Source organism: Microbispora hainanensis, from assembly GCF_006874475.1.
GTDB classification, from domain to species: domain Bacteria; phylum Actinomycetota; class Actinomycetes; order Streptosporangiales; family Streptosporangiaceae; genus Microbispora; species Microbispora hainanensis.
Window position 1 is genome coordinate 36,798 of the sequence record NZ_VIRM01000042.1, and the last position, 17,411, is coordinate 54,208.

Genomic DNA, 17,411 nt, shown 5'->3' on the forward strand with positions numbered 1-17,411 from the left:
TGACTACATGTAACAAGCTAGACGAGGACTTGTAATGCGTCCGGGATAGCGCGGAAGATCACCCACTCGTGTTCTCCCAGGTAGTCGCCGTCGAGCTGGAAGGCGACCGGGCGGGAGGCATGGAGCGTGAACTCGGCCTCGTCATGCAGCTGAACGAGGTGTTTACCCCGCGGCAACCCCCGGTGTTCGCCGATGATCTGCCGGACGAGCGAGAGCACGGCCGGCAGGCCCATCCTGCGGAGCCCCAGCATGTCGAGCCCCGTCTCGAAACCGGCCCACGGCGTCGGGTTGATCGGACGTGTGCCGGCGTACGTCCACGGTGACGTGTTGGACACGATCGCCATGAAGATCCCGTCCTCTGCCGGCCGGCCGGGACGCGTCAGCCGGATCGCCGGCTGCCGCCGGTCCGTCACGAAGAAGTGGCGGACCGTCGTGTTCACGTAGAGCGCGGGCAGCGCGCGATGCCCCGCGCTCCGCAGGCCCTCCACGGCTCGGACGACTTCGGCGTCATATCCCAGCCCAGCACAAAATGTGAAATATCTAGACCTTTGCTGGTCAGGTGGCGCCCCTGCCCCCGGATCCGGACCTGAAACCTCGTCGTGCCAAATCGCCTGCCCCAGACCGATGGTGCGGCGGCGTCCTTCGCGTAGCGCCTCCAGCACGGCGCCGGTCGCCTCGACCGGGTTGTTGGGCAGCCCGAGTGCGCGGGCGAAGACGTTTGCGCTGCCCCCGGGGATCACGATGAGCGCGGGCCGCTCGTTCGCGCCGCCGTCGGGCCGGGCGTTCAGCAGGCCGTTGACGGTCTCGTTGATCGTGCCGTCGCCGCCGAGGACCGCCACCGCGTCGAAGCCCTTGGCGTGCGCGGTGGCGGCGAGCGCGGTCGCGTGGCCGCGGTAGGCGGTCTCCTCGACCGACAGGTCGACGGCGGCGCCGAGCGCCCGGATCAGCACGTCCCGCGTGCGCCGGTGCGTCGAGGTCGCCTTGGGATTGACGAGGAGGAGTGCCCGCATGCCTGAAGGTTAACGAACGGTTTACCGCTCGTGCGGGGTGACGCCTCCCTGGTGCCTCACCGGCGGAGGCGCGGGTGTCTGCGGGTAGGGTTGTGCGGTGTGATCAGCAGTTCCGCCGACCGCCCCGCCACCCTGACCGTGGCCGCCGTCGTCCTGGCCGCGGAGGGCCTGCTCGCCCTCGCTTTGGGCGGTTATGTCGGCGTCGAGACCGTGATCGGCAAACCCACCGACCTGGTCACCAGCATCGCGGTGGCCGGCTTCGGCGTGCTCGGCGGCGCCCTGCTGCTCTGGGTGGCCTGGGGCGTGTGGCAGGTGCTGCGCTGGAGCCGGGGCCCGGCCGTGGTGACGCAGATATTCGCGCTTCCGGTGGCGATCAGCCTCATCCAGTCCGCGCAGTATGGGTTCGGCGTGCCGCTCATCGCCGCGGCGGCGGTCGCTCTGGTCGCGCTGCTCGCGCCGGCCTCCACCCACGCCCTCATGGGCGAGGACGGCGCACGCTGAACAGGCACCAAGCGGGCAGCGGGGCGGCAATTCGCCATTGACCGGGCGCCGCCGGGGGGAGCGCGGCGTCGCGGTCGTCCGTCTCTGATCTTTCCGGCCTTCCGAGGCTCCCGAGCCTTCCGAGCCTTCCGGGCCTTCCGGGCCGGACGATCAGTCCTCGGCGGTGAGGCCCTCGCGGAGCTGGGCCAGAGTCCGGGCGAGCAGCCGGGACACGTGCATCTGCGAGATCCCCAGCTCGGTCGCGATCTGCGACTGCGTCATGTTGCCGAAGAAACGCAGCAGCAGGATCCGCTTCTCGCGCGGCGGCAGGCGCTCGAGCAGCGGCTTGAGCGACTCCCGATATTCCACGCCCTCCAGCGACTCGTCCACGATGCCGAGCGAGTCGGACACGGCGGGCGCGTCGTCGTCGCCGGAGTCCGGCGCGTCGAGCGACACGGTGGAGTAGGCGTTGGCCGACTCCAGGCCCTCCAGGACCTCTTCCTCGCTCATGCCCAGGTGGACGGCGAGCTCGGCGACCGTGGGCGCCCGGCTCTCCCGCTGCGAGAGCTCGCTTATCGCCTTGGTGAGCGAGAGCTTCAGCTCCTGCAGACGGCGCGGCACGCGGACCGCCCAGCCCTTGTCGCGGAAGTGCCGTTTGATCTCGCCGACGATGGTCGGGGTCGCGTACGTGGAGAACTCCACGCCGCGTGCGAGGTCGAAGCGGTCGATCGACTTGATCAGCCCGATCGTGGCGACCTGCGTGAGGTCGTCGAGCCACTCGCCCCGGTTGCGGAAGCGGCGGGCCAGGTATTCCACCAGTGGCAGGTGGAGCTCGACCAGCTCGTCGCGGATGCGCTGGCGCCTCGGGTCGTCCGGCGGGAGCTCCGACAGCTCGGCGAAGAGTGTGCGCGCGCGTACGCGGTCCGGCACCGCCGAGTCGCCGGAGGTCATCGCACTCGTCCTTTCCGTCATCACGACGGCCTCGCCGTGCTCCGGCGCTTACGCAGCACGATCGCCAGGTGGTCGGCGTGATCGGAGATGGCGTCCACGTCGTCCGCCAGCGCGGTCAGCACCATCCAGGCGAAGTCCTCCCGGTTGGGCGAGCTGACGCCGATCGTGTTGACCTCGACGCGGACGGTCATCTCCTGGCCCGTGAGCTCGAACTCCGCGAGGAGGTCCGTTCCGGGCACAGCGTGCCGCAGCAACATGGCGCACGCCTCGTCGACGGCGATGCGCAGATCCTCGATCTGATCGAGGGTGAAGTCGAGCCGCGCGGCGAGCCCGGCGGTTGCCGTGCGCAGCACGGACAGGTAGGCGCTCACGGCGGGCAGCCGGACACTCACAGCATCGCGAATCCCGGTCAGATCCACCGCAGGCGTCTCGGTTTCCTCGGTCACGTTCCTCCTCGCCCCTTCAGCCGGCTGAGTGCCGCTGACTGCAACCTACCGCCACTCGCGCGGTGCTGCCCCGGCTGGACGCGCTGATTGTGGCGATCCTTGGAGGTAACTGCACGTAAATTCCGTACTACCGAATATGGAGTTTGTATGGGCCTTGAGATGATCTGGCCCCGCGCGGCCGTGGAGGCCGTGCGGGGCCGTGATTCCGCGGCTCAGGCGGCCTTGGTCTCCCAGAAGATCTTGGCGATCTCGTCGATCTTCGCGAGGAGGTCGTCGGCCAGCGAGGGGTCGACGGTGCCCTTGGCCCCGGCGGCGCCGGCGAGCTTCGTCGCGTCCCAGAAGAGCTGGTGAAGCTGGGGGTACTGCTCCAGGTGCGGGGGCTTGAAGTAGTCGGTCCACAGCACCCACAGGTGATGCTTGACCAGCTCGGCCCGCTGTTCCTTGATGAGCAGCGCGCGAGTCCTGAAGACCGGGTCGTCGTTCTCGGCGTACTTCTTAATGATCGCCTTCACCGACTCGGCCTCGATGCGGGCCTGCGCCGGGTCGTAGACCCCGCACGGCAGGTCGCAGTGGGCGGACGCCTCGTGCCTGGGTCGCAGCAGTCGTGCGAGCATCGGAATCCTTCCTTAGGAATGCTGGTGACAGCACTGTTCCAGGACCGACCTTACTCGTCTCGAAATCACTGTGCGGAGGGGGATGTGCTCACAGCGGTGTGTGTCTCGGGTGACTCGATGCTGCCCGTGTTGCGCCCGGGAGACTGGCTGCTGGTACGGCTCGGCGCCCCCGTACGCCCGGGCGACGTGGTGGTCGCCAGGCGGCCGCACGGGCTGATCGTCAAGCGGGCCTTCCAGCACACCGGCGACGGCTGGTGGCTGGAGAGCGACAACCAGTCGGCCCCCGGACGCCGCGACAGCTGGGACTTCGGCGCCGTGCCCGAGGAGGACGTCGTCGGCAGGGTCGTGCTCCGTTACTGGCCCAGGCCCGCGCTGCGCTTCCCGGCACCCGCCTCCTGACCGGGCCGGCCCCCCCGCTCGGTCGAACTCGGGCGGGCTTCGGTCAGGCGCCCCGCTTGCGCGCCCGGTAGGCGGCCACGTTGGCCCGGCTGGCGCACCGCTCGGAGCAGTAGCGGCGCGACCGGTTGGAGGAGGTGTCGAGGTAGGCGTTGCGGCACGGCGTCGCCTGGCAGATGCCGAGCCGGTCCACACCGAGCCGGGTCACCACGCTGGCCAGGCCCATGACCGACCCGACCGCGAGGGCGTCGGCCACCCGGCCGCCCTCGGTCAGGTGCAGGTGCCAGGGCTGCCCGTCGTGCCCGGAGATCTGCGGATGCACGGGATGGCGCACCAGCAACCCGTTGAGCCGCTCGACCACGTCCGCGTCGTCGCCCTCGGCGGCGGAGGCGAAGACCCCCGCCAGCTCGTCGCGCAGCTCGCACAGGGCGTCGATGTCACGACGGGTGAGGCGGGCGGCCGCCTCCGTGCGGCCCGTCTCCTCCAGCAGGGCACGCAGGGAGAAGGGGTTTTTGAGCTCGTCGCCCATGTTGACCAGCTGAACGGCCAGCTCGGCGTAAGACGTCAAGTCCACTGGGGCGCCCAAATGAGTAAGAGATCACTGGCAAAGCCGAGTATTACATGCCCGATGGCCTGGGGGAACACCTGGGCGTACAACGTTGTGTGACCCGATCCGGCAGAGGCGCTTGTCACTTCGTGTGGCACAATCAGGGAACGGGTGACCCCCGTACCCCCCTCAAGAGACGACCGTCAACGACGACGGCCCCCGGCGGCTACCGAAGCCAGGGCTCTCGTTCTCTTGACGGCGCGCTACCGAAGGAACTCGTCCTTTCGACACTGGGGTCGCTGTGACCGTTACGCCTGTTTCCTTGGAATCTCTCGACCTGGATCCCGCTTTCGCGCTACACCGTGGCGGCAAGCTGGAGGTCCGCTCTACTGTTCCGGTTCGCGACGCCGACGACCTGTCGCTCGCGTACACCCCGGGGGTCGCCCGCGTCTGCACCGCCATCGCCGACAACCCGGACCTCGTCAACGACTACACCTGGGTCTCCAATGTCGTGGCCGTGGTCTCCGACGGCACCGCCGTCCTGGGGCTCGGGGACATCGGGCCGGCCGCGGCCATGCCCGTGATGGAGGGCAAGGCCCTGCTCTTCAAGCAGTTCGCCGGCGTCGACGCCGTGCCGATCTGCATCGACTGCACGGACGTGGACGCGATCGTCGAGACCGTGGTCAGGCTCGCGCCGTCGTTCGGCGGCATCAACCTGGAGGACATCAGCGCCCCCCGCTGCTTCGAGGTGGAGGAGCGCCTGCGGGCGCTTCTCGACATCCCCGTCTTCCACGACGACCAGCACGGGACCGCGATCGTGGTCCTCGCCGCGCTGCGCAACGCGGCCCGCCTCACCGGGCGCTCCCTCGGCGAGCTGCGCGCGGTGGTGGCCGGCGCCGGCGCCTCCGGCGTCGCCGTGTCGCGGATGCTGCTGAACGCCGGGATCGGCGACATCGCGGTCTCCGACTCCAAGGGCGTCATCCACGCCGGCCGCGAGGACCTGAACCCGGTCAAGCGGGCGCTGGCCCGCGACACCAACAAGGCGGGGCTGTCCGGGTCGACCGAGCAGGCGCTCGCCGGCGCCGACGTCTTCGTCGGCCTGTCCGGGTCGACGGTCTCGGAGCAGGCCATCGCCGGGATGTCGCCGGACTCGATGGTGTTCGCGCTGTCCAACCCCACCCCCGAGGTGGATCCCGCGGTGGCGGCGCGGCACGCCCGCGTGGTCGCCACCGGCCGGTCCGACTATCCCAACCAGATCAACAACGTGCTGGCCTTCCCCGGGGTTTTCCGCGGCGCGCTCGACGTCCGCGCCACGACGATCACGGAGAACATGAAGGTGGCGGCGGCCGACGCGCTGGCGGCCGTGGTCGGGGACGACCTCTCCGAGAGCTACGTCATCCCCTCGCCGTTCGACACCCGGGTCGCGCCCGCGGTGATCGCCGCGGTGGCGCAGCAGGCCCGCCTGGACGGCGTCGCCCGCAAGTAGCCGCCTGAGGCAGGCGGCCGCGTGGGCACAGAACGTAGCCGCCGTAGACGCGACCGTAGATCGCGACCGTAGACACGGACCCCGGTGGGGCCGCGCACCGCGTGACAGACGTGGGGCGCGGCCCTTCGTCGTGCCTTGTCAGCGGCCCCCTTGCCAGGGCGTCAAACATTTGGGAATCCCTTTAGGTCCTCACGGTTAGTGCTATAAAGAAAGCTCTCCGTAACCAACTCGGCTATTGCCTGTCCCGGTTGGAGAGCGATGCGACGTGACCCCAACCGCCTCCTCCAGCAGCACCTCACCGAAGCCGGACTGTCCCGCAAGGGCCTGGCCCGGCGGCTCAACGGTCTCGGCTCGGCCCGGGGATTGCTGGGAATGCGGTACGACCACGGCTCCGTGCTGCGCTGGATCGGCGGACGCCGCCCGCGCGAACCGGTGCCCGGCCTGCTGGCCGAGATCTTCTCGCTGCGGCTGGGGCGGCAGGTGTCCCGGGAGGACATCGGCATGCCGCGCGGAACGGTCCCCGCCGACCTGGGACAGGAGTTCCCCCATTCGTGGGAGGAGGGTGTGGCAAGCGTGACAGCACTGTGGAGGGCCGACGTCGAGCGGCGCAGGTTCCTGCTCGACTCCACCTTCGCCCTGGGAGCGGGCTCGGCGGGCATGTTCCGCTGGCTGGCGGCGCCCGACGGGGAGCGGCTCTCCGCGAACGGGCCGCGCCGGGTCGGGCCCTCTGACGTGGCCGCGATCCGTGAGGTCACCCGGTCGTTCAGCGAGCTGGACAACCGGTTCGGCGGCGGCAGCATCCGCGGCCCGGTCGTGCGCTATCTGCACACCGCCGTGACGCCGCTGCTGCGCGACGGTGCGTACGGCGAGGCCACCGGGCGTTCGCTCGCGACCGCGGCGGCCGAGCTGACCCGGCTGGCCGGATGGATGGCCTACGACCTGGAGCAGCACGGGCTGGCCCAGCGCTACCTGATCCAGGCGCTCGGCTTGGCGCGCGGCGCGGGCGATCACGCCCTGTGCGGCGAGATCCTGGCCGGGATGAGCCACCAGGCGGTCTACATCGGGCATTCCCGGCACGCGCTGGAGCTGTCCAGGGCGGCCGTCGCGGCGGCCCGGCGCTCGGGGGTCGGCACGCTGCTGGCCGAGGCCCGGGTGCTGGAGGCGCACGCCCTGGCCCTGCTCGGGGAGCACAAGGCGTGCGGCGGCGCGCTCCACGAGGCGGAGGTCGCCTTCGACCGGCGCAGACCGCAGGACGAGCCCGGCTGGATCGGCTACTTCGACGAGGCCTATCTGGCCGCGAAGTCGGCCCACTGCCTGCGCGACCTCGGCGACGGGACGCGGGCCGTACAGCAGGCCCGGCGCTCGCTCGTGATGGACGGGCGCTACGTGCGCGGCAAGATGTTCAACCTCTCGCTGCTCGCCACCGCGCTCATCCAGGAGGGCGAGCTGGAGGAGGCGTGCCAGGCGGCGTCGTCGGCCCTCGACCTGGCCGAGGGCATCCAGTCGGCGCGGACCCGGACGTACGTGGCGGACATGTGCCGCCGGTTCGCGCCGTACGCCGCGGAGCCGCGGGTGGCGGAGCTGCTGGAGCGCGGCCGGGGCCGTGCGAAGGACACGGCAGGTGCGGACAAGGCGAGCGCGGGCAGGCAGGGCACGGGCAGGCAGGGCGCGAGCAGGGAGGCGGTCGGCGTCTGACCGGACGCCGCCGTCCTCAGCCGGCGCTCCCAGCCGCCGTCCTCAGCCGGCGCGCCGGGCGGCGCTGTAGACCTGGAACAGCTCCCCGTCGAAGTACGGCGACAGGCCGGTCCCCGGGCCGGAGAGGCCGATCGTCAGGCCGTTCAGATATCCGAGGCCCCGTACGCCGTGGTAGGCGGCCAGCCACGGCGACCCGGAGGCGGCGGTGAAGGCCGAGCGCACGGCGATCAGCTCGTTCGCCCTCCTGGACAGGTCCTGGGCCAGGAAGGGCCTGCCGTACGCACGGGTGAGCCGGCTGTGCCCGCTCGCGTGGCCCTCGGCGGTTCGCATCGGATAGCCGAAGATGGCGAGCGGCCGGTCGACCGGCAGGTTGTAGGCCAGGCCCTGCCCGCCGACCTTGTCGCCGAGACGCCCCGCGGGCAGCAGCCTGACGCCGGTGTAGCCGGTGGCGGTGCGATATTTCGGCCCGGCGGAGAACGCGGCATAGTGCGCCGCGTCCCGCAGCGTGACGTGCTTGGGCAGCAGACCGGCGTGGACGCTGACGAACGCGTAGTCGCGGTCGAGGTCGCGATATCGGGTGAAGTCGCTGTGGGCGAAGGCCCGGGCGCCGACGTAGACGCCCCACGGCGTGCCGCCGCCGGCGTACCCCGGAATGAAGATCCAGTAGCGGTAGGGCGCCGGGGCCGGCTCTGCCGTGCCCTTTGCCGCGCCCTCTGCCGGGGACCCCGTCGCGTACACGCAGTGCCCGGCCGTCGCCACGAGGTTGCGGTGATCGGACTGCACGGAGGTGCCCGCGCACCAGTGGGGACGTCCGTCCGAGCCGACGAAGAAGACCTTGCCCGTCGTCCTCGGCAGGTTGACGTTCCTCGACGGACCGGAGGCCCGCTTGACCCCGGCGGAGGCCGGCACCACGCCTCGCACTCCGCTGGGGGAGCCGCTTTCGGGCGTGACGGGAGTGGCCTCGATCCCGGCAGGTGCGGAAAGGGGAGTGGCCGCCGTGAGCGGGCGTCCGTCGTCGCCGAGCCAGTAGGCGATCACGTCCGCCGCCTTCTCACCGGAGACGAGGGGTGTCGTCACGGTGATCTCGTAGGCGTGAGCGGCCACCGCCGTCCCGCTGACGAGCAACGCGGCCGTCGCCGCCGCACCCCACAGCGGGGGGAGGATGCGCTTCAACCGGATCTCCTTGCTGTGGAACGTCTCCCTCGCCCCGTGGCGCCCTCGGGAGTGCGGTGTGAAGGGGCTGCGAAGGAAGATACAGCGACGGGGATCAAGTCGGGAAAACAACGCGGATGGAGGGCCGTTCCGCCCGGAACGCCGAAGTGCCCCACCGCGGTGCGGCGGGGCACTTCTGAGGGGGTGCTCAGGCCTGTGGCGTGAGACCCGGGGCCTCTGCGGCCTCCTGGGCGAAGGTGATGACGATGTCGCGGCCGTTGGCGTAGCTGACCACCGGCCGGCGCAGCGTCTCACCCACCCTGCGGGCGACCGTCTGCCACAGGTCCACCATTTCCGGGGTGTCCGCGGTGATCCTGAACCGCCCCTGGGTGGTGAGGTGGTGGGTGACGAGCTGCGAGAAGGCGATCTCGCTGCGCGCCCTTTCCTCCGCGTTCAGGGGGGTGCGCCGGAAGGCGGGCCGCGTGCCGGAAGGGTGGGTCATCCTGATCTCCTCGTGATCGCCGTCCACTCAGCATCTCACTCGCGGACGGGCGACGGAGCGTCCACGACTCAGGCGATGGAGCCGGACCAGTTGTTGGCGGCGGCCTTGTAGACGCCGTAGGTCTCGCCGTCGAAGTAGGGGGAGACGCTGGTGTCGATCCGCTGGTTGCCATCGGTGTCCGAGACGCCGCTCGTGACGCCGTTGAGGTAGCCGAGCCGCTTGGAGCTGCTGTACCTCAGCAGCCACGACGAGCCCAGGGAACCCTCACCGGTGAAGGACGACTTGACGCCCACGAGCTCCTCGCCCTTGACCGAGGGGGCCTTGGCGGCGAAGGTCTTGCCGTACGACCACTTGAGGGTCTGGCCGGTGAAGGCGTGGTTGCCGTCCGGGTGCGACCCGCTCGGGTAGCCGAACACGTAGACCGAGCTGCCGACCTTCTGGTTGTAGGCCAGGCCCTGCGCGCCGACGTTGCTCTCGAGCCGGCCGGCGTCGGTGAACTTGATGACGTAGTACTTGCCGCCCTTGCTCCTGCGGAGGAAGCGGTCGTGGCCGGCGTAGGTCTTCCTGTCGACCTGCTTCCAGCTCCACTCGGCGACGTTGCGCAGGTCGCCGCCGCGCCCCGCCTTGATGCCGTTGTAGACGGTCACGAAGGCGTAGTCGCGGTCGCCGTCCTCGTAGACGTCATAGTCGTAGTGGGTGTAGGCCGTCTTGCCGACGTAGATGCCCCACGGCGCCTTGCCCTCGTAGTAGCCGGGGATGAACACCCAGCGGTCCATGGTGGCCCGGTTGCTCTTGGTGTCGTAGACGCAGTGCCCGGCCGTGGCGACCAGGTTGCCGTACTTCGAGTGCACGGAGGTCGCGCTGCACCAGTGCGGCCTGCCGTCGCCGCCGCGGAAGAAGACCTTGCCGGTGGTGCGCGGCAGGTTCACGTTCTTCAGCGAGCCGCCGGACGACCCGCCGCCGATGGGGGAGACGATGCCGGGCTTGCTGTCGGCGGACGGCCCGCCGCTCGAGATGTGCTTGGCGCTGACCTGGCTCTCATACCCGTACGGGGTGGCGTTGAGCAGGTTGGAGGCCTTCTGGTTGAGCCAGTAGGCGATGACGTTCTTCGCGGCGAGGCCGCTTCCGGCCAGGGTGTCGTGGGCCGTGTCGCCGGCGGCCTGAGCCGGCGCCGCCATCGAGGCCCCGACGAGGCCGGCGACGGCCACGCCCCCGATGGGCAGGATCAGGCGCTTGACTCGCGTGTTCATGAATCTCCAGGTGCTGTCGGGGCAGGTCACATGCGTCCCACCCGTCAGTAAAGGGATAGTAAAGACAGTACCCCGCCTCTTATCCGTGTTTCGGGAGCTTTTCGGACCGATGCTCGCGTGACCTTTTCGTGATGTTCGACGGCGCTTGTCAGGAAAGGGGGCGCGCCGGGCGATCAGTGCAGGTCTCTTCGGCTGCCGTCCGTGTCAAGCCGAGCACGGGCCGCAGCCGAGGGGGGCATCGCAGTGTGACGCACATCACATGGTGACGCGCCCGGAGAGGGTCAGCCCGTGCCCTGCTTGCTCGCCTGGGTGTACACCCGCTGGGTGAGCTGGTTGAAGTAGGGCGTGGACACGGCGTCGAGGCGTCCGCCGCCCTTGAGGTTCCAGGTCAGGCTGGTGATCCCGGCGAGATAGCCGGTCCGCGTCGTGGCGTTGTAGCCGATCACCCACGGGCCGCCGCTCGCGCCGGCGGTGAACGGGCACCCCGCCAGCCGCACCCCGTGCTCAAGCTGCCAGGTCGGGGCGCTGACGAACTTCTTCTCTGTGGTGCCGTCGCAGGACTTCACCGTCTGCCCCGTGTACGGACGGGTGCCGTCGGGGTGGGCACCCGCCGGGTAGCCGAAGACGTACGTCGGCCGTCCGAGCGGCTTGCCGGAGGCGAACCGGAAGGCACCGACCTTGTCCTCCAGCCGGCCCACGTCGACCGAGCGATACTTGAGCCTGCCGCCCTCCACGTACGGCTGCCAGGAGAAGCCCCGGTGCACGGTCACGAAGGCGTAGTCGCGGTCGAAGTCGCCCTGGCCGGCGAAGTCCTCCTGCATATAGAGCGTGTGGCCGACGAAGATGCCGGAAGGGGCGACGCCGTCGTGGTAGCCGGGGATGAAGACCCAGTTCTGCACCGGCTTGTCCTGCGACAGCGCGTACGCGCAGTGCCCGGCGGTGGCGACGAGGTTGCGGTGGGCGGAGTGCACCGCGGAGGCGGAGCACCAATACTCCTTGTCGCCGACCTTGAAGAACACCTTGCCCACCATCGGCGGGGAGGCCACGGGCGGGGGCGCCGCGGCCCGCGGGGTCCTCGTACGCGTCCTCGCGTCTCCCGGGCCCATCTCCACGGCGGAGGTCGTGCTCTTGGTCGAGGGTGACGGCTTGGTGCTCGGCACGTAGCTGCTCGCCTGCTTGAGCCGCTCCGGGCTCCAGTAGGCCGCCACCCGCTGCTTGTCCGCCTGGCTGGGAGCGAGCGGGAAGGCGCTGACCCCGTTCTTGTTGACACCGGTGTTCTTGTTGACGCCGGTCACGGCGGAGACCGGGGTCGTGGCCACGCGGGACGCGGCGGTCGCGGGAACGGCCGGCCCCTGGCTCCAGAAAACGGCGACCGCACTCGCGGCGGCGACGACGCCACCGATGGCGAGTGTGAGCTTCCTGGTCACCGTGAGCCTCTCGGGGCGGAGATATGGTCAGTAAGGGGTGATTTTTCCAGATCCATACGGTTGTGGCACAGCTTCTTGTCCACCTCGTTATGAATCGAGCGGAACCGATGTGATCTGTGGTACGCCACGTTTCCGCTGAGGTCCGGAGTGGACGCTTGCCCTGGAGGTCTCCTGTGAGAACGCTGGTCAGCAGCGGAAACGGGGGGATCGCATGAAACCGCTGCTTGTCCTACTGGCCGGTGCGGCGCTGGCCGCCGGCCCCTCTGCGCAGGTCTCTGCCCAGACCACTGCCGAGACCACTGCCCAGACGACTGCCCAGACCACTGCTCAGGCCCTTGCTCGGGCTCCTGCCCTGGCGGGTGTCTCCGGCGACGGGGCGACGTCGGTCCCGGCGTGGGCCGGCACCCTGCCTGCTCCACCGCCGCCCGAGGTCGCCCTGCGGGCGTCCCGGCCGTCGGCCGCCCAGGTGCGGGCGGTGATCCTGACCGTCGCCCAGGGCGAGCAGGCGGAGCCGCCGGCGCGGTCGGTGTTCCTGAACTGCTCTCCGGTGGGCGGCTCGCACCCTTCCGCGGAGAAGGCGTGCGCGTGGCTGAACAGGGCGGGCGTCGACCCGAGCGCGCTGCGGGTGAACGCGGCCGAGCCCTGCACGATGATCTACGCACCTGTCACGGTCACCGCCAGCGGCATATGGGACGGGAAGTACTTCCAGTTCCGGCGCACCTTCGGCAACGACTGTGAGCTGAAGTCGGCCGCCGGGGCGCTGTTCGACTTCTGACGATCCCAGTCGACCGCACGCGGCGTACGGGGAACGTAAAAGGTGGATCGGGGAGCCGTGACACGAGGAGGCCCGGCGGGACGTCCCGCCGGGCCCCCTGCCTGACCGGACGGGCCGTACGGTCAGGCGTGCGCGATCCCATGCGCGATCACTGTGTCCACCGGTTGGCGGCCGCCTTGTAGACCTCGTAGGTCTCGCCGTTGAAGTAGGGCGAGGAGATCCGGTCGTACCGGTCGTTGCCGTCGCTGTCCCACGCCACGCTGCTGATGCCGTTCAGATAGCCCGTGCGGGTCGCGCTCTGGTAGCCCGTCAGCCAGGGGCCGCCGCTGGCGCCGGATGTCATGGCGCATTTGATCCCGAGATGCTCCTGGATATCGTGCTTCGGCACGGCCGGTGTCGGGGCCGACCGGCCGTAGCACCACTTCATCGTCCGCCCGGTGAAGGGGCGGTCGCCGTCGGGGTGCGGCCCGGCGGGATAGCCGAACGCGAACACCGTGACCTTGGGGCTGCGGTTCCAGGTGAAGCCCTGGCCGCCCACGTTGTCGCCGAGGCGGCCGGCCGGGGTGCGTACGTAGCGGGTGACGCCGCCCTCCTTTTTGGGGGCGAGCCTGAAGCCCGACGACACGTTCACGAACGCGTAGTCGTAGTCGTAGTCCGCCCTGACCACGAAGTCGTCGTGCGTCTGGAACCACTTCGCCGGATAGATGCCGTACGGCGCCTTCCCCTCCCATGCCTGATCTCCGTCCCAGTAGGACGGGACGAACACCCAGTTGTCGTAGAACCGCTCGCTCACCGGGTCGAAGACGCAGTGCCCGGCGGTCGCGACGACGTTGCGGTAGGCGCCCTGCACGGACGTGCCGGAGCAGTACTTCCAGCTCGCGGGGTCCAGGGGGTTCCTGCCCGGCAGGGTGAAGAACACCCGGCCGACCGTGCGGGGCAGGTTGACCCGCTTGCTGATCGTGCCGCCGGATCCGCTCTTGCCGGCCCTGCTTTGGTCGGCACTGGCCGGCGGGATCGTTCCCGCCTTGCCGTCCCTGACGGCGGTGCCCGCCTTGCCGTCCGGGACGGCGGCGCCGGTCCTGCCGAAGCCTTTGACGGAGTTGCCGAGTTCCTCGGTGTAGTCCGTGGCCGCCCGCAACCGCTGGGGTGACCAGAAGGCGGCCGCCTTCTCGGGTGCCTGGGACGCGGCCTTGGCGGTCACGTCGCCCGGGGCGGCCTGTGCCGCCGCGACGGCCGCGGCCCAGGAGGCCGACGGGATGGCGCCGGCCGCGCCGGCCGCGAGGAGCGCGCCGGTGAGGGGGACGGCCAGACGCCGTGTTCGGGGGATCATGGAGCTCCTTTCCCTGGGACGGTGAGGGTGCGTCCCATTCCGCAGGAAAACGCTCCGAGATTAATAGCCGGATCGTGCGGATTGCTGTGGCTATAACCAGAACAATCGGCACTTTGCTCTATCTGTTATCCATGCCAAGCGGTTATGGGGTGAGTAGTCCCTGGTCATGGCGCCTCTGTCGTACGGCGTCGCATGGCGGTGCCTACGGGTTTACGCGTCATTCTTGACCGGTCTTGTTTGATTTCCGGCGCTCTGTTCCCAGTGATGGTGCCCCGTATCAAAAGGCGTCGGTGGCGAGCCGTACGGGGGGTGTCCGGGCCGGGCGCGAGGGCCGGAGTAATGTTCTGGCATGTTCGCCGTCACCGCCACACAGTTCGATCCGGACGACCCGATAAAGGGCCTGACAATCGGGGAGCACCCCGAGCCCGTCGTGCCGGAGGGATGGACGACCGTCACGGTCCGGGCCGCCGCGCTCAATCACCACGACCTGTGGACCCTCAAGGGCGTGGGAATCAGCCAGGAGCGGCTGCCGATCGTGCTCGGCTGCGATGCGGCGGGGGTGGACGAGGACGGCAACGAGGTCATCGTCCACTCCGTGATCGGCACCCCGGTCGACGGGGACGAGACCCTCGACCCGGCGCGTTCGCTGCTGTCGGAGAAGTACGACGGGACGTTCGCGGAGAAGGTCGCGGTGCCCCGCCGCAACCTGGTGCCCAAGCCCGCGGCGATCTCCTTCGAGGAGGCCGCCTGCCTGCCCACGGCCTGGCTCACCGCCTTCCGCATGATCTTCGACAAGGCCGGGCTGGAGCCGGGCTCGACCATCCTGGTCCAGGGGGCCGGCGGCGGCGTGGCGACCGCGCTGATCGCGCTCGGCCGGGCCGGCGGCTTCCGCGTCTGGGCGACGAGCCGCTCGCAGGACAAGCGGGAACGGGCCCTCGCGCTCGGCGCCGACCGGGTTTTCGAGACCGGTGCGCGGCTGCCCGAGCGGGTGGACGCCGTCATGGAGACGGTCGGCGAGGCCACCTGGAAGCACTCGCTCAGCTCCCTGCGCCCGGGTGGCCGGATCGTCACCTGCGGCGCGACGAGCGGCATGGTCGCCGCGACGCAGCTCGCACAGGTCTACTTCCTGCAGAAGTCGATCATCGGATCCACGATGGGGACGCGTGAGCAGCTCGCGCGGCTCGCGGTGTTCCTGGAGCAGACGGGCGTCCGGCCGGTGATCGACCGGGTGCTGCCGCTGGCCCAGGCGGAGGAGGGCTTCACGGCCATGCACCGCGGCGAGGTCTTCGGCAAGGTGGTCTTCACGCTCTGACGCATACGGCCGGGGCGCTGACGACGCGTCCCGGCCCGGGACCCGTCGGTCAGGGGTGCAGTGCCCGGCGGATGCGCTCGGCGGCCTCGTCGAGGGCGGCCCGGCACTCGGCAAGGGCCTGTTCGCCGGGCACGCCGGCGCCGGAGGACCGGTGGACGTCGGCGACGAAGTCGGCCAGCATCCGGCTGAGCGCGGCGTCGTGGTCGCCCTGCCGGCCGCCGCCGAATCCCCAGGACTCCTCCCAGATCCGGCGCCACTCGTGCTGCCAGCGCTCGCTCTCCTCCTGCCAGTGGCGCTTGTGGCGGCGCCACTCCTCCTTCTGCCTGCGCCACTCCTCCTTGGCGTGGTCGCGCTGCCGCCGCCACTCCTCCTTCTGCTCACGCCGCAGGTCGCGGTTGTCGTGGCCGATGTCCCTGGCCATCTGGGTGAGCTCCTCGCGCAGGGAACGCACGGTCTGCCGCACGTCCTCCTTCACCTCGCGGGCGATGTCCTGCACCGAGGCGCTGATCTCCTGCTCCAGGTCGGCGAGCTCGTCCATCCGGTCGTTGATCTCGGCCCGCCCCTTGTCGGTGAGGGTGAAGACCTTCTTGCCGTCCACGACCTCGTGGGTGACCAGGCCCTCGTCCTCCAGCCGGGCCAGCCGGGGGTAGATCGTGCCGGGGGAGGGGGAGTAGACGCCGAGGAAACGGTCCTGCAGCAGCCGGATGATCTCGTAGCCGTGCCGCGGGCTCTCCTCCAGCAGCTTCAGCAGGTACAGCCGCAGCCGGCCGTGCCCGAACACGGGACTCATCGCGTCTCCTCGCTCTCGGCTCCGAGCGGCAGCCGCCCGGCGCGGTGTTGCCTCGTTCGCTCGCTCACGCTCTCTCCTCTTCTCGCCTGCCGGCGGGCTGGCCGCTGAGCAGGGTGACGGCGCCGGACACCGTGATCGCCGAGAGGGACGCCATGCCGCCGCCCAGCCGGCCGCTGAGCGAACGGGTCCCCGGGGCCGAGGTGACGTGCAACTCGGGGAAGGCCGACTCGATCCTGCCGGAGGTCGAGCGGACGGACACGTCGGCGTCCACGTCGTGCGGGAGACGTACGACGATCGAGCCCGACATGCTGTTCGCGGTGACGTGACCGGTGGGCTCCAGTTCGAGGTCGGCGGTGACGCGGCCCGACACGGTGTTCGCGCGCAGCCGCCGCGGCCGGCCCGCGGCCACAGTGAGGTCGCCGGAGACGCTGGAGAAGGACAGGTCGCCGGTCAGGCCCCGGCTCTCCACCGAGCCCGAGACCGTCTCGGCGTGCACCTCGCCGCTGACGCCGTCGAGGACGACCTCGCCCGACACGGCCTTCACGCCGGTGATCCCCTCCATGCCCGTCACGACGGCGGAGGCGGAGACGACCCCGGCCTGCACGGGGCACGTCCTCGGCACGGTCAGCGTCAGCGTCGTCCTGCGCGGACCCGGGCGTAACCACCCGAGGACGCCGTCCCACGTCAGGTCCTTGTACGCGACGGTCAGGCGGCCGTCGTCGTCGTGGGTCACGACCAGCGGCGCGCCGTCCACCTCCGTCACTTCGAGAGTCGGCGGCCCGTCACTGGCCAGCACCGCCAGCCGACCGGCCACGACACGCACGTTGAGCGCGGTGACCGCGCCGAACGTGAGCCGTCCGGGAGAGTCGATCGTCCATTGGGGCATCGCTCAGGCCCTTCCACGCGAAGTCCTGCGCCCGCACGGGTCGGCTTCCGTGCGGACGAACCATCCACAAACACGATATATCGCGTCTGCGCAAAGTCAAGATGTATCGCGTTTCCGTGCCTGCCCCGGAGTCTCCTGTCAGTCGTCCTCGTCCAGGCGTGCGAGCCAGGTGGCCAGGCGCTCGACGGGCACCTCGAACTCGGGGTTGAGGTCCACGAACTCGCGCAGCCGCTCCGCGAGCCAGCCCACGCTGACCTCCTCCTCGCCGCGACGCTCGACGAGCTCCTCGATCCCCCTGTCGGTGAAGTACATACCTCGCTCCAGTGAGCTCCAGTGAATGACCTGATCATGGAGAGAGGTCC

19 protein-coding genes are annotated in these 17,411 nt (G+C 70.2%); 6 read left to right on the forward strand and 13 right to left on the reverse strand.

Annotation, left to right across the window (positions count from 1 at the left end; translation table 11 throughout):
* Positions 1-17 precede the first annotated feature (17 nt).
* Complete coding sequence (locus FLX08_RS28115) at positions 18-1,010, reverse strand: diacylglycerol/lipid kinase family protein (protein WP_142623083.1); 993 nt, start codon at positions 1,008-1,010, stop codon at positions 18-20.
* A 99-nt stretch (positions 1,011-1,109) separates the two neighbouring features.
* Here FLX08_RS28115 and FLX08_RS28120 point away from each other — a divergent pair, with 99 nt between their 5' ends.
* Positions 1,110-1,511 (forward strand): hypothetical protein, encoded by a 402-nt coding sequence (locus FLX08_RS28120; protein WP_244312942.1) that lies wholly within the window; start codon positions 1,110-1,112, stop codon positions 1,509-1,511.
* Positions 1,512-1,661: 150 nt separating this feature from the next.
* On the opposite strand, the gene FLX08_RS28125 is transcribed toward FLX08_RS28120, so the two are convergent.
* The 3 genes from FLX08_RS28125 to sodN all read right to left on the reverse strand — a co-directional run bounded on the left by FLX08_RS28125 (position 1,662) and on the right by sodN (position 3,501).
* On the reverse strand, positions 1,662-2,462 hold the full coding sequence (locus FLX08_RS28125; protein ID WP_030511447.1) for an RNA polymerase sigma factor SigF: 801 nt from the start codon (positions 2,460-2,462) through the stop codon (positions 1,662-1,664).
* A complete protein-coding gene (locus FLX08_RS28130; protein WP_142623085.1) occupies positions 2,462-2,887 on the reverse strand; it encodes an ATP-binding protein in 426 nt (141 codons plus the stop codon). Before FLX08_RS28130 ends, FLX08_RS28125 begins: the two co-directional genes overlap by 1 nt.
* A 212-nt stretch (positions 2,888-3,099) precedes the next feature.
* On the reverse strand, positions 3,100-3,501 hold the full coding sequence (sodN, locus tag FLX08_RS28135) for a superoxide dismutase, Ni (RefSeq protein WP_142623086.1): 402 nt from the start codon (positions 3,499-3,501) through the stop codon (positions 3,100-3,102).
* Positions 3,502-3,519: 18 nt separating this feature from the next.
* Between sodN and FLX08_RS28140 the strand changes: the two genes are divergently transcribed.
* On the forward strand, positions 3,520-3,900 hold the full coding sequence (locus tag FLX08_RS28140) for a S24 family peptidase (protein ID WP_425280646.1): 381 nt from the start codon (positions 3,520-3,522) through the stop codon (positions 3,898-3,900).
* Positions 3,901-3,943: 43 nt separating this feature from the next.
* Here the strand turns inward: FLX08_RS28140 and FLX08_RS28145 are convergent, their stop codons facing one another.
* Complete coding sequence (locus FLX08_RS28145) at positions 3,944-4,471, reverse strand: CGNR zinc finger domain-containing protein (RefSeq protein WP_142623090.1); 528 nt, start codon at positions 4,469-4,471, stop codon at positions 3,944-3,946.
* A gap of 295 nt (positions 4,472-4,766) precedes the next feature.
* Between FLX08_RS28145 and FLX08_RS28150 the strand changes: the two genes are divergently transcribed.
* Both FLX08_RS28150 and FLX08_RS28155 read left to right on the forward strand, forming a co-directional pair.
* Entirely contained in the window at positions 4,767-5,930 is a 1,164-nt protein-coding gene (locus FLX08_RS28150; RefSeq protein ID WP_244312944.1) for an NAD(P)-dependent malic enzyme, read from the forward strand.
* 258 nt (positions 5,931-6,188) lie between these two features.
* Positions 6,189-7,625 carry an NsdA family TPR-like regulatory protein gene (locus FLX08_RS28155; protein WP_244312945.1) on the forward strand — a complete coding sequence of 479 codons (1,437 nt, stop codon included), beginning with the start codon at positions 6,189-6,191 and terminating at the stop codon, positions 7,623-7,625.
* 42 nt (positions 7,626-7,667) lie between these two features.
* Here FLX08_RS28155 and FLX08_RS28160 read toward each other — a convergent pair whose 3' ends face one another.
* From FLX08_RS28160 to FLX08_RS28175, 4 genes are all read right to left on the reverse strand, one after another.
* The gene (locus FLX08_RS28160) at positions 7,668-8,798 is read right to left on the reverse strand and encodes a trypsin-like serine peptidase (protein ID WP_244312946.1); all 1,131 of its coding nucleotides are present in this window, start codon (positions 8,796-8,798) and stop codon (positions 7,668-7,670) included.
* Positions 8,799-8,985: 187 nt separating this feature from the next.
* Entirely contained in the window at positions 8,986-9,279 is a 294-nt protein-coding gene (locus FLX08_RS28165; RefSeq protein WP_142623094.1) for a hypothetical protein, read from the reverse strand.
* A 68-nt stretch (positions 9,280-9,347) separates the two neighbouring features.
* Positions 9,348-10,529: a trypsin-like serine peptidase gene (locus FLX08_RS28170; protein WP_142623096.1), complete on the reverse strand. Its 1,182-nt coding sequence runs from the start codon at positions 10,527-10,529 to the stop codon at positions 9,348-9,350.
* A 281-nt stretch (positions 10,530-10,810) separates the two neighbouring features.
* On the reverse strand, positions 10,811-11,956 hold the full coding sequence (locus tag FLX08_RS28175; protein ID WP_142623098.1) for a trypsin-like serine peptidase: 1,146 nt from the start codon (positions 11,954-11,956) through the stop codon (positions 10,811-10,813).
* Between the two features lie 211 nt (positions 11,957-12,167).
* On the opposite strand from FLX08_RS28175, the gene FLX08_RS28180 reads away from it, so the two are divergent.
* Complete coding sequence (locus tag FLX08_RS28180) at positions 12,168-12,731, forward strand: SSI family serine proteinase inhibitor (protein ID WP_142623100.1); 564 nt, start codon at positions 12,168-12,170, stop codon at positions 12,729-12,731.
* A 148-nt stretch (positions 12,732-12,879) separates the two neighbouring features.
* Here FLX08_RS28180 and FLX08_RS28185 read toward each other — a convergent pair whose 3' ends face one another.
* Complete coding sequence (locus tag FLX08_RS28185) at positions 12,880-14,061, reverse strand: trypsin-like serine peptidase (RefSeq protein ID WP_167530604.1); 1,182 nt, start codon at positions 14,059-14,061, stop codon at positions 12,880-12,882.
* A 349-nt stretch (positions 14,062-14,410) separates the two neighbouring features.
* Here FLX08_RS28185 and FLX08_RS28195 point away from each other — a divergent pair, with 349 nt between their 5' ends.
* Positions 14,411-15,373 (forward strand): zinc-binding dehydrogenase, encoded by a 963-nt coding sequence (locus FLX08_RS28195; protein WP_142623104.1) that lies wholly within the window; start codon positions 14,411-14,413, stop codon positions 15,371-15,373.
* Positions 15,374-15,422: 49 nt separating this feature from the next.
* Here FLX08_RS28195 and FLX08_RS28200 read toward each other — a convergent pair whose 3' ends face one another.
* From FLX08_RS28200 to FLX08_RS40870, 3 genes are all read right to left on the reverse strand, one after another.
* Positions 15,423-16,163: a helix-turn-helix transcriptional regulator gene (locus FLX08_RS28200; protein ID WP_142623106.1), complete on the reverse strand. Its 741-nt coding sequence runs from the start codon at positions 16,161-16,163 to the stop codon at positions 15,423-15,425.
* 64 nt (positions 16,164-16,227) lie between these two features.
* Positions 16,228-17,049, reverse strand: coding sequence for a DUF4097 family beta strand repeat-containing protein (locus tag FLX08_RS28205; RefSeq protein ID WP_142623108.1), 822 nt, complete (start codon positions 17,047-17,049; stop codon positions 16,228-16,230).
* A 138-nt stretch (positions 17,050-17,187) separates the two neighbouring features.
* Positions 17,188-17,361: a DUF6104 family protein gene (locus FLX08_RS40870; RefSeq protein WP_167530605.1), complete on the reverse strand. Its 174-nt coding sequence runs from the start codon at positions 17,359-17,361 to the stop codon at positions 17,188-17,190.
* Positions 17,362-17,411: the final 50 nt, after the last annotated feature.